Annotated in this window: 7 protein-coding genes and 2 pseudogenes; 5 read left to right on the top strand and 4 right to left on the bottom strand. The window is 43.7% G+C overall.

Annotated features, from left to right (window positions below):
• Positions 1–551 precede the first annotated feature (551 nt).
• From A3K86_RS15265 to A3K86_RS15275, 3 genes are all read left to right on the top strand, one after another.
• The gene (locus A3K86_RS15265; RefSeq protein ID WP_068332913.1) at positions 552–1,478 is read left to right on the top strand and encodes a Rossmann-fold NAD(P)-binding domain-containing protein; all 927 of its coding nucleotides are present in this window, start codon (positions 552–554) and stop codon (positions 1,476–1,478) included.
• A 227-nt stretch (positions 1,479–1,705) separates the two neighbouring features.
• Positions 1,706–2,140 carry a thioredoxin TrxC gene (gene trxC, locus A3K86_RS15270; RefSeq protein WP_068332916.1) on the top strand — a complete coding sequence of 145 codons (435 nt, stop codon included), beginning with the start codon at positions 1,706–1,708 and terminating at the stop codon, positions 2,138–2,140.
• 269 nt (positions 2,141–2,409) lie between these two features.
• Positions 2,410–3,264 (top strand): hypothetical protein, encoded by an 855-nt coding sequence (locus tag A3K86_RS15275; RefSeq protein WP_068332920.1) that lies wholly within the window; start codon positions 2,410–2,412, stop codon positions 3,262–3,264.
• 159 nt (positions 3,265–3,423) lie between these two features.
• On the opposite strand, the pseudogene A3K86_RS15280 reads toward A3K86_RS15275, so the two are convergent.
• The 4 genes and pseudogenes from A3K86_RS15280 to A3K86_RS15295 form a co-directional block, all read right to left on the bottom strand.
• Positions 3,424–4,900 (bottom strand): annotated as a pseudogene (locus tag A3K86_RS15280) (alanine/glycine:cation symporter family protein); the annotation flags it as partial.
• Positions 4,901–5,196: 296 nt separating this feature from the next.
• Entirely contained in the window at positions 5,197–6,492 is a 1,296-nt protein-coding gene (locus tag A3K86_RS15285; protein WP_084406637.1) for a sensor domain-containing diguanylate cyclase, read from the bottom strand.
• Between the two features lie 199 nt (positions 6,493–6,691).
• Positions 6,692–7,513: a response regulator transcription factor gene (locus A3K86_RS15290; RefSeq protein ID WP_068333927.1), complete on the bottom strand. Its 822-nt coding sequence runs from the start codon at positions 7,511–7,513 to the stop codon at positions 6,692–6,694.
• A 195-nt stretch (positions 7,514–7,708) separates the two neighbouring features.
• Complete coding sequence (locus A3K86_RS15295; protein ID WP_068332926.1) at positions 7,709–8,209, bottom strand: DUF2059 domain-containing protein; 501 nt, start codon at positions 8,207–8,209, stop codon at positions 7,709–7,711.
• Between the two features lie 388 nt (positions 8,210–8,597).
• On the opposite strand from A3K86_RS15295, the gene tyrS reads away from it, so the two are divergent.
• Both tyrS and A3K86_RS15305 read left to right on the top strand, forming a co-directional pair.
• On the top strand, positions 8,598–9,860 hold the full coding sequence (gene tyrS, locus A3K86_RS15300; RefSeq protein WP_068332929.1) for a tyrosine--tRNA ligase: 1,263 nt from the start codon (positions 8,598–8,600) through the stop codon (positions 9,858–9,860).
• A gap of 386 nt (positions 9,861–10,246) precedes the next feature.
• Positions 10,247–12,016 (top strand): annotated as a pseudogene (locus A3K86_RS15305) (FAD-dependent oxidoreductase); the annotation flags it as partial.
• Positions 12,017–12,066: the final 50 nt, after the last annotated feature.

Below are 12,066 nucleotides of genomic sequence, written 5' to 3' on the forward strand. Positions count from 1 at the left end.
AGAGGACATCTTGTCCCGTACACGTCATTAACTGTCACTAAATGAAAATGGTGTGGAGCAGCATTTTCTTAGCGCTTTATGTTATGTCGGTATTATTCAATTTTTTTTGAAAAACTCAACTTTTGTTTTCAGTTATTTGTGAAAATTTGAAAAATCACTGGTTAAGATCAATAAATCGATTAGAAAACGTTTGCCTTTGCTCACAAATACAGCATTTTCTAAACTATTGTTTGGGTTGATTAGACAAAACTGTCTCAAACTCAAATAAAGTTAGAAAAACACCTGAAATATTATTCAAAAAAAGTTTAATGCACCTTGTGGCACATTTATTTCCCTTTTGAAAAATTCAACTCAAGTTTAGTCTGCGAGTTAATATGTTTTCACCTATTATGCAGCTACAGCATATACCGCATTTAAAACAACACTTTACACATATCCTACAAATGTATTGCGACCATAATCGCAAACCTTCCGAATTCAAGATAAAACAATAGTCAGGCCTTCCTCTGATTCGCTATAACAGAATGACTAAAGCAAGCAGGAGATTTGAAATGAAAAGAGCCTTAGTACTAGGCGTCGAACATCTGATGGGAGCCAGCTTGTGTGAATCATTGACCCAAGCCGATTGGGATGTATTGGGAATAGTGAGCAGCACGGATGCCAACGCACCTATCCTTGCGAACCTCACTTTGGCAGAGTTACTACCAGAAGATGTAGATTTTTTGTATCAACTAGCAGAAGAAGTTGATACCGTTTTTTTCCACCAAACTTACGAAAACACCTCAAACAGTACTCCTTTCTCACTAGAAACCATTATTTCACTGTGTGAGCGATTGCGCCTTCAACTGGTGATCACCAGTAACTACTATGACTTTAGCCCTAACTGGCTACCGTCATTGGCTTTCTGGCGAAAGAAGCAACCTATCCCTGTATCTATCCCAGCCAAGCTACTAGAGCGTCTTGAACAAGCAAGCCAGCGTTGTGAGCAGATACATTTAATCTCTCTTAGCCACACTCTTGATTGCCGCAACGACGAAGGCTATTTGGGGCTGCTAATAAAAGAGACTGCCGACCAACTTTATATTCAATCGCCAGGGGCAAGCCATATACAGCACAAATGGACTTACCTACCCGATGCCGCCAACAGCATTGTTAATCACCTCTCTAAAGGAACGGCATCAGAGCCCGCGCTAAACATCAGCTATTACTCGGGGCACGAAGCGAGTATTGATGACATCGCACGCTGCCTATCGCTAAGTTCGGGCAAACCCGTCAAAGTAACCCCACTACCTTGGTTAGTCATGGAAGTCATTAGCCTGTTTTCCCCCCTCTTTAGGCGCTTTATGCACCTACGTAGCATTTGGGAACAAGGCAGTATTATCACGACGAAAGGCAACGCTAACCTGACCATCAAGCCTGACCATACCCCACTTGAATTAGCACTATCGAACGCATGGCGAAATAAAATCACTCGCTAATAAAATCATAAGAGCGATAACACAATGTATTGATTGGGTTATCGCTTTTCTGTTTGTAAGTCAGAAATCAGCACTTCACCTTATTTCTTCATTTCATGTCCTAATTGTGTGCAATTCCCGACTTTAATTAATCGGGTTTGTCTATCATAGCTATTGATATAATCTGCTTTTGCTTTGCGGCTGAAACCGTTACATTGCAATGCAAATCAGCTAAAGGAAGAATAATCATGACCACAATGACCACCCGCTGCCCACACTGTAAAGCAATGAACCGCTTGCCAATTGAACGTATTGAAGACACAGCGACCTGTGGTTCATGTAAAGAAAAGCTTATCGACGGTAAGCCTGTTGAAGGTACAACGGATAACTTTTTATCTCTGATCCAGAGTGACAAGCCGGTTGTCGTCGATTTCTGGGCACCGTGGTGTAACCCTTGTGTCGGCTTTGCGCCAATTTTTGAAGATGTTGCTGCAGAAAAAGACGGTCAAGCACGCTTTGTGAAAATCGACACTGAAGAACAGCAAATGCTGGCTGCTCAATACCGTATTCGCAGCATTCCTACCATCATGGTATTTAAAAATGGCCAAATGATTGACCAACTAAACGGTGCACTACCAAAAGGTCAATTCAGCCAGTGGCTTGATGCTGTTATCAGCCAATAAGATGATCTTGCGTTAACCAGCGGCACTACTGCCCTTGGAAAATTAGCGCTAGCAAACTACAAACGCCTTAGCCAATGACGCTAAGGCGTTTTTGTATCCATCACTAACTTGTTTCATTTCTAAGACACACGCGCTACCGAGCACTCTTTTACACTTATAGCTTGTTCGTGCAACTCCCTATATTGGCATTAAGACACTTGTATCGTTTTACTTAATCGATACACGCCTTTACGCCAAACACAGCAGTCACAGCAAGTTGAGAGGTAGTTATGGTGCAGGTGTTAAGGCAAGCTCGATGGCTCTTTATTGCATGTCTCAGTTTCTTGGTGGCCTGTAGTAGTAAGACACCACTAACTAAAGCCCCTGAACTTTACTTTAAGCAATCTACCCTCGCCTTTATTGATTTAAACGAAACTCGCCGCAACGGTGCTGTTGTCGATAAAGGACTGTTCTACCCTAAAGATACTTATTCTTTCACCTACCGTTATTGCGCAGTCAGCCCAGAGTCTGCCCTTAACGACATTGCAGAATATCAACAACTGGCAAAACGTACTTGTGATGCAAATGGCGGCAAACTAGTCCACCAGCAAACGGGGACGTGGTGCGTCAATAACGCAAACACATCTGATGAATTCCCCATTTTTTATGCGCGGATCTCAAGCACTGAACTTTGGGCCGATCTCTGCCTTGATGGTCCTTTTGTTACCCTTCGAGTGGTTGAAAACACCAATGCCCCTGCTGATGAATGGTTAGCTTCGGCAAAAGTATTAGGCTATCAACCCTACACAGCGACCCGTCAGCTAGTTTCAAGTAACGACAGCTATGGTCAGCTTTATCAAGCACCTGCCACCCCTGTGGAAGATATCGATATGTGGGATCAAGAAAGCCTCTATATCTATAACTCACCAGGGCAAACCGTGTGCTTATATAACCAAGAAAATACCAATCAGCTTGGTCACACCTATCAAGGCGTGGTCGAGAATGTCAATCTAGGCAAAGTTCGCGTACTCGTCACCCGTAAACTAAAAGGCGATATCCGTACTGCCCCCACTCTCGAACTCCAGCATTGGCACGATAGAGCCTACATCACAGCCCCAGCCCAATCCTGGTTTGTGTGTGGATAATAAAAAGAGAGGCAACCAATGGTTGCCTCTCTTAGATAATGGCTATTAAACCGCAGTCAAAGCCGTTTATTCAATATATTCCTAGCCATTAGGATGCCGTCGGTTTCACTGGCTGACCGCCTTCAACATCCCCATTCGCCTTAGCTTGTGCTTGACCGTTGTACTTCTTCTCCCAATAATCAGCACCTTTGATACCAAGTTTCACAGGGTTAAACGTAAACTCAGTCACGCCAGCTTTTTGCTGTGCTTCGTAATCTTCTAGGGCTTTCATCGCGGGTTTTGCCATGAAGAAGATGATCAAAATACCCACGATATTTAGCCACGCCATCAGACCAACACCAACATCACCCATTGCCCACGCTAAATCAGCCGCTTTCACCGTACCGTAAAATACGGACACCATAAGCACGATCTTCAGTACAAACATCATGCCTGAAATTTTTAACTTACGGCGGATAAACGCGATATTGGTTTCAGCAATGTAGTAGTACGCCAAAATAGTTGTGAAGGCGAAGAAGAACAGTGCGAACGCAATGAAAGGTTTACCTAAACCAGGTAGCGCACTTTCAATCGCCATTTGAGTAAACACAGGGCCATTAGCACCAATTTCAGCAGATAGATTCTGAACAATAAATGCTCCGTCACCACCGCCATGTACGTTATAAGCACCCGTTAGCAAAATCATAAACGCGGTCGCTGAACACACTAACAAGGTATCAATATAGATAGAGAACGACTGCACCAAACCTTGCTGCGCTGGGTGTTGTACATGTGCTGCCGCAGCGGCATGAGGACCTGTACCTTGACCTGCTTCGTTAGAATAAACACCACGCTTAACACCCCAACCAATTGCAGCACCAAAGCCAGCCATAGGCGTGAACGCATCACCCACAATCATGGCGACGATACCCGGTACTTCGCTGATGTTAAGCAGAATGATAACAAACGCAATAATGATGTATGCCAGTGCCATGAAAGGCACCACAATTTGTGTAAAGTGCGCGATACGCTTAACACCACCAAAAATGATAAAGCCCAAAATGATGGAAATAATGGTGCCTGTTGCGATCTTTGCAAAACTAAAAGTACCGACTGCGGTTTCAATCATAGCGCCAGAACCGAACGCTGCCTCAACCGCGTTACCGATACTGTTTGATTGCACACCCGGCAGTAACACACCACACGCAAAGATAGTCGCGATAGCAAAGATCCATGCATACCAAGATTGCCCCATACATTTTTCAATGTAATATGCCGGACCACCACGGAATTGACCTTCGTCTTCCTCTTTATAGATTTGCGCCAGTGTTGATTCTGCATACGCAGTTGCCGCCCCCAAAAAAGCAACAACCCACATCCAGAATACTGCTCCCGGACCACCAAAGCCGATAGCCGCAGCGACACCGGCAATGTTACCCGTACCGACACGACCTGAAAGCGATACCGCTAACGCTTGAAATGATGAAATCCCTTTATCGGTGCTTTTGCCCGACAACAGCAGACGCCACATTTCACGAAAATGACGTAGCTGTACAAAGCGCGTTGTTACCGAATAGAAAAGTCCGGCCCCTAGGCATAAGTAGATGAGCACTGGGCTCCAAATAATGCCGTTTAAAAAATCGACGATTGCTTGCATGAAACACTCCCTGTTTTGCATTACTGCGCGATTAATTCTTGTACAGAATAATAACCACAATGTAAGCAATTTGTTAAGAGATTTATTTCATGGTCAATTTGAGTGTGAGCCAACGCACAACAACATCGAAGTTAGAGGCAATATTATGATTTCAATTGAGTATTAGTAACAGTTGAGTAACAAGAGAGTAATTTATAAAATATGCACATCACAAGCATAAAACACCAACCACTCAACGATATTAAGCGGCAAATGCCCAAAGATAACGACGAGAAATGACGTTGAAAGAGAAGGGATTATCCCTGAAGCGCGCACACGACACAGTTTTTGCCGTTACGTTTAGCTTGGTATAAAGCGCGATCAGCGGCGACAAGAAGTTGATCAACCGTACTGATTTTTCCGGCAACACATGCGCTAGCAAGAGTGTCGGGCTCCATCGTCGCGATCCCCATACTGGCAGAGAAATTTAACCTACCTTGCTCTGTATCAACCTGAACTTGATTTAATCGCTGACACAAGCGCTGAGCAATAACATTGGCTTCAGCATGAGAGCACTCAGGCAAGATCAAGATAAACTCCTCCCCGCCCCAGCGTGCCATGATATCGTCTTGGCGAATATTTTGGCTGCTCACTTTAGCAAACTGGCGCAAAACTTCGTCACCAACAAGGTGCCCGTAATGATCGTTAATCAGTTTGAAGTTATCTAGATCGATCATCACACAACTTAGTGGCTTGCCTGCTTGTTTCAGCAAATTAAACTGCTGTACCAATAGTTCAGAACTGGCGCGTCGATTAAGTAAGTTTGTTAAACCATCATAATTTGCTTGATGCTCTAACTTCTCTTTCAATAAATTCTGCTCAGTAATGTCCATTGCGGTTACCTGCACCGCTGGTTCACCATCCCAAATAACATGGCGCGACAGCAAACTAAGCCAAATGGTCTCACCATTACGTTTAATCCCTTTGACTTCGGCTTTAATATTCTCGACATCACCATTTAACAGTGCCGCATTTTCTTCCCATGCTTGCTGATGAAACTGTGGCGTTATCAAAGGCAAGATGGAATCTTGCGCTAGCAGCACTTGTTCACTCTGATAACCGTGCATGTCGGAATATGCCCTGTTGCAGAACAGCGGCTTAAAATTACGGTGGACTAAAATGCCTTGGATAGAACCATCAACCAATTCACGGTATCGCTTTTCGCTTGCTTTAAGCTGGCGCTGCATTTCAATTTGCGAACTCAAATCAATGATGGTGATCTGCATCGCAGGTTCACCTTGCCATTCAATAACGTGATCAACCGTTAATACAATGAGTTCATTGCCGCTGTTATCAATATTTTTGTATGAACGCACACCCGGCTTCAGCTTTCCACTCATCACATCTTGATAAGTTTGACGGGCTTTTTGCTGTTCTTTAGGTGCAATTAAATCCAGTAGAGAGGGTAAAGATAAAATAGCGTCTGCATTTGAGTAGCCAAAGTAATTGGCATACGTATCATCAGCATAGAGAGGTTTAAAGTCGCGATGCACCACCACACCATAGTGAGAGTCTATGAATACTTTCTCATCTTTAGAAATTTGTAAGCTCACGGTGGGTACTCACGCTATGGTTGGAACAGGACTTAGATTGATACTTGCGCGCAAAAGTTCAAACTATGAGACTTAGCCAATTGCAAAATCAAAAATAATCGAATTAAGACTGCATCTTATCACGCTTAATAAAACGGTCGATACTACTAACCCTGCTTTAGCCGCGCGATTTTATCTACGTGGCAACATGTATACCTGCTTAAGGACTGTAAGTTAGCAAATGGTTAAGAAATAAGCCATGCAGCTCACTTAAAGACGCAACATGTAACTGTGAATATATGCGCTTACGATGATTTTTGACCGTGCCTTCTCCTATCACTAATTGCTCAGCAATCGCCTTAGAATCGAAACCTTGCAGGATCAAGCGAACGACTTGGTGCTCTCGTTTAGTCAACACTGCGGCACCGAAATCAGACAGTGCGGCGTTCACATGCGCCTGCATAGCTTGGTTTGTCAGTGGTGGCTCAGCCAATACAAACGGCTTAGTCCCCCAATGCTGACGACACAATGCCGCTATTAACTCAAACACCTCGGTTAACTGATTGAGCATCGCCTTTTTCTTAAACGACACAGGCTGTGATTTGTTTGCGATAAAGCCTAAATTAATCACTACCCAGCGATTCTGCTCGATAGAAATAACTAACCCTAACTCTTCCTGCCAACCTGTTGCTTGGTAAAAGTCGTTAAGATAATCAGGATTTAAGCCGAGATCTTTAGCTAGCGAAGCAAGATCAAACACCCCTTGCATTGTTCGTTCATCATCTTGAAGCATTCGATAAAAAGGATCATCAAGATAAGCACGGTTAAGGTAGTACTGGAATAACAGCTCGCGTTGAATAGGTAGCTCATCAAATAAATAAACCGGACGACGCTTAGCACTATAACCAAGGATCACCGCACAATCGAAATCCACCAGCAAGCGAATAAGCTCCACCAACGAAGAAGCAAAGTTGGGCTGATTCACTGCAGCTATTGCGCTAGTAAGCGCTTCTATCCACGTTTTTCCATCTGTTTTTGTCATAGTTTTTGTCACATGGCTCATATTAGTGCACCGAACAAGCAATCATTCACGAGCTAACGAGGTCAGCCCTTATAATCAACAACTTATAGTGTTCTACACTAACGTATTTGAACTATTGGAAAAAGACTTAGTGAGAGTAAATGGCTCAATCAGAACGATTGAGCCTAAGAAGAGTTCCACATCAATAATGATGTCTCATAACCACCCAGGAAATTCTGATTCAAAGTTAGATTTAAAGCTTTCGAGAAAATCTGAATCTTTTAGCGTTGCACTAACATAACTCATTGTACTAGTTTGCATTTGATTCATAATTTCAGGTGTTGCCGCAACCCACTTACTCCCAATAGGAGATGTATAAAATTCTTTCAACTGTTTAATTTCAGATTCTGAAAATTGCTGCTTTAAGACTGGAGCTACAACAGAAACCATAGCATCAGCAGTCACAATTTTTTCGATTCTTTCGAACCAAAACGTATAGAGCCTTATTTGTTCTGCTTGCGATAGCTTCCGATCTAAATTGTTCTCAATAATAGGGATCATACTATGTACTGATTGGACAGTAGCTTGCTCATTCAGTGCCGCTATTGTCTGCTCGTTATAAATAGCTCTAACAACCCATTCCACATCTTGATCTACATCTGCATTTGCTACGGCTGAAAACAACATAAACAAAATAACGGCCAAAGACTTTTTCATTTCATTCCTATTTATTAGTTATATAACTTAATTTTTTGCATGAATGCCATACTCAATAACCGCACTAAGTTAATAAACATATGAAGTCTATTGGAATATGCTCACTGTCATACACAGCGATACACGCAATAAAGCGCCTGCAATATATCAACTCACAACATATAAAACTTGATGTGCATTATGTTTTCGCAATTAAAACATAATGATAATCAATATCACCAACCATTCGATTAGTTTGTAAACAGTCAGCCACAACGCGTAAATCACAATATCTAAGAACCATCCCTATAGGGATAATAGTCAAACGAACCACAGACGGCACGATAACCCCTTTATCGACCATTCAAGCGCGACAATTCGTGCTAAAAAGCGAAATACAGGAAAGAGCATGCCGACAGTCAACCCAACACTTTTTGATGACTTACAGCAACGCGGCTTAATTGCCCAAGCAGCCAACCGCGATGAATTAGAACAGCACCTTACTCATGCTCGTACTGTGTATTGTGGCTTTGATCCGACTGCAGGCAGCTTACACATCGGACACCTTGTTCCTTTACTGATGCTTAAACGCTTTCATGAAGCTGGGCACAAAGTACTGGCGTTAGTCGGCGGTGCGACGGGCATGATTGGAGATCCGAGCTTTAAAGCGACTGAGCGTAGCCTAAATAGCGCAGATACAGTGCAACAATGGGTAGCGGATTTGAGTATGCAGATTGCGGCGGTATTACCTGAGTCACAAGAAAACCCACCCAAGATAGTAAATAATGCCGACTGGATCGGTCAGATCAACCTGATCGACTTTTTTCGTGATATCGGTAAGCACTTCTCAGTAAACGCGATGATCAACAAAGAGTCTGTTAAGCAGCGTTTAAACCGTCCCGATCAAGGGATCTCGTTCACTGAATTTTCTTACGCGCTATTACAATCGTACGACTTTGTTCATTTAAACAAGGCTTATGAGTGTAGCCTTCAAATTGGGGGCAATGATCAATGGGGCAACATCACTAGCGGCATTGACCTAACACGCCGCCTGAACCAGCAAAAAGTATACGGTATGACGCTGCCGCTGATCACCAAATCAGATGGCACTAAATTTGGTAAAACCGAAAGCGGCGCGGTATGGCTTGATCCAAGTAAAACCTCTCCGTATGCCTTCTACCAGTTCTGGCTCAATACCGCAGATGCAGATGTTTACCACTTTTTGCGTTACTACACCTTCTTATCATTAGAAGAAATTGACCAAATTGAAGCAGCGGATAAAGCTCACCAAGGTAAACCACAGGCGCAGCAAATTTTGGCACAAGCCGTCACCAAGTTAGTCCATGGTAATGATGCTCTCGTCTCTGCCGAACGAATCAGCCAAGCCTTGTTCTCTGGCGAGTTCAATACGCTTACCATGGCTGAGTTACAACAATTAGAGCAAGACGGCATGCCAGCAAGCAAACTCGATAGCCAACAGAAACTATCGCAAACGTTGGTTGATGTCGGTTTAGCCTCATCGCTGCGCCAAGCGCGAGAGTTTATTGCCAATAATGCGATCAGCATTAATGGTGAGGTAGTTGATCATGAACAGCTTTCAGATTGCCGTCCACTTCATGACAAATACTGGATTATTCGTCGAGGTAAAAAACAATTCCACCTAGGCTACTAACAACAAGATAACTAAACAACAAGGCAACACAACATCGCAATCAAAAGTCATCTTTGATTGATAAAAAAGCGCGTAATGAGTTCATCACTCATTACGCGCTTCACTTATCCGCTAAACCTGGCGTTTCATTCCTCTAAGCTTTTATACCTAGCACATCGCCCTTACTTTCAAGCTTACCTTCCGAAAGTGCGCTAGATAGCACGTCGTTCACACGAAAACATGACCTACCCAACAACCCGTTGTTATTCATAGACTTATTTCGCAGCGCGGTCATTAAAACTAGAGCAGGAGCAAATTTACTAATCGAGTATTCGTCTAAGCTTGCTTGGATAATCAGTAATTAATTCAAGTTCATAGGGCTAAAACAATAGAATACCGAGGTAACAATGATAACCATCACAATAAATGGCAAGTTGCTTGAGGTTGAGGATAATCAAACCCTACTCTCCATCGTGAGACAGCACCACATTCCCCTACCTTCACTCTGCGATTCAGATAATGATAGCCATGGCCATTCTTGCGAACTTTGCGATATAGAAGTTGCAGGTATTGGCATTAAGAAAGCCTGCCAAACAACAGCGGTTGATGGCATGACAGTAATGACAGAGTCTGAGCGCTTATCGCAGCGGCGTCGCAATACCTTAATTCGCTTACTGTCTGAGCATAAAACGGAGTTCTGTGAGCCTCCGTGTCAAACCGCTTGTCCAGCAAAAGTTGATATTCAAAGTTACCTCGCGCATATCGCCAATAACGATCATCGAAAAGCAATTGAAGTCATTAAGCAGGCACTACCTATGCCACTTTCCATCGGACGCGTTTGCCCTGCTTTTTGTGAGGCAGGGTGTCGACGCGGGCTTATTGATGAACCGCTGGCTATCCGCCAATTAAAACGCCATACCGCTGATATTGATATGGCTGCTTTTGAATCCTATGTTCCGGAAAAAGCTCCAGACACTGGAAAATCTATTGCTATCGTCGGCAGTGGACCTGGCGGACTTACCTGCGGCTATTACTTGAGTAACAAAGGCTACGACGTCACTGTGTTTGAAAGCATGCCACTCGCGGGAGGCTGGCTACGTTACGGCATTCCTGAATATCGCCTACCTAAAGCCATTCTTGATAAAGAAATCGACCTTATGTGTCGTAATGGCATGGCGATACAAACTAATTGCACTTTAGGCAGTGATATCACCCTAACTGCGCTCAGCGAACAGTATGACGCGGTTTGTATGGCGGTTGGCGCTTCCAAAGCCGTTGCCATGAACTACACGGGTAGCGAGCTTAAAGGCTGTTATCTTGGCGTTGATTACTTAAAAGACTTTGTCACTGACCGTCACTTCACAACTGGCAAAAAAGTTGCTGTTATCGGTGGTGGTAACACCGCAATCGACTGTGCAAGAACGGCGGTTCGCGCAGGTGCTGACACAACCTTGATTTACCGCCGAACAAGAACCGAAATGCCAGCGGAAGCTTATGAAATTGATGAAGCTGAGAAAGAAGGCGTGAAATTTCACTTCTTGACCAACCCAGTTGAAAATATTGCTAATGAAGATGGTTGGGTAAGTGAAGTTAAAATGGAAATCATGAAGTTAGGTAAGCCAGATTCTTCCGGTCGCTCTCGCCCTGAACCGACCGGAGAATACTTCACAGAAGAATACGACACTGTGATCGCCGCTGTTTCGCAAGCGCCCGATCTTAACTTCTTAGAAGACGATGGCATTCAGCTAGCACTCACGCGCTGGAATACTATCGATTGTAACGAAGCCAACATGTATAGCGGCATAGATAACATTTTTGGTATTGGCGATTTTCGTCGTGGCCCTGCTACTGCCATTGAAGCTATCGCTGATGGCAAAACCGCAGCCGAAGCAATCGATGCATTTTTGAATCAAGGCTTAGCAAACATGGCTACTACGAGTCAAAATGCATTTACGCTAAACAAAGACAGTAAACAAAAATACATCCATTCCACACACCTTACCGATGTCACCAAAGTCATGCGAGCCTTAGCTAAAGGGCAAACTGAACAGCAGCAAGAAGTACGTTTCTCTGATGCTATGACTCATATTCTCCGCTTATCGGTACCAGAGCTCACGCTGGAACAACGCGATAAAAGTTTTGATGAAGTTGAAAAAGGCGTTACCCAACAAGCTGCATCCATTGAGGCGCAACGTTGTATGGCCTGTGGCTGTGAACACCGCAATCA

Origin of the sequence: Photobacterium jeanii, from assembly GCF_001650345.1 — a bacterium.
GTDB lineage: Bacteria > Pseudomonadota > Gammaproteobacteria > Enterobacterales > Vibrionaceae > Photobacterium > Photobacterium jeanii.

Coding starts and splice junctions, on each gene's coding strand:
- A3K86_RS15265 (WP_068332913.1), top strand. CDS start 552: ATGAAAAGAGCCTTAGTACTAGGCGTCGAACATCTGATGGGAGCCAGC.
- trxC (WP_068332916.1), top strand. CDS start 1,706: ATGACCACAATGACCACCCGCTGCCCACACTGTAAAGCAATGAACCGC.
- A3K86_RS15275 (WP_068332920.1), top strand. CDS start 2,410: ATGGTGCAGGTGTTAAGGCAAGCTCGATGGCTCTTTATTGCATGTCTC.
- A3K86_RS15290 (WP_068333927.1), bottom strand. CDS start 7,513: ATGACAAAAACAGATGGAAAAACGTGGATAGAAGCGCTTACTAGCGCA.
- A3K86_RS15295 (WP_068332926.1), bottom strand. CDS start 8,209: ATGAAAAAGTCTTTGGCCGTTATTTTGTTTATGTTGTTTTCAGCCGTA.
- tyrS (WP_068332929.1), top strand. CDS start 8,598: ATGCCGACAGTCAACCCAACACTTTTTGATGACTTACAGCAACGCGGC.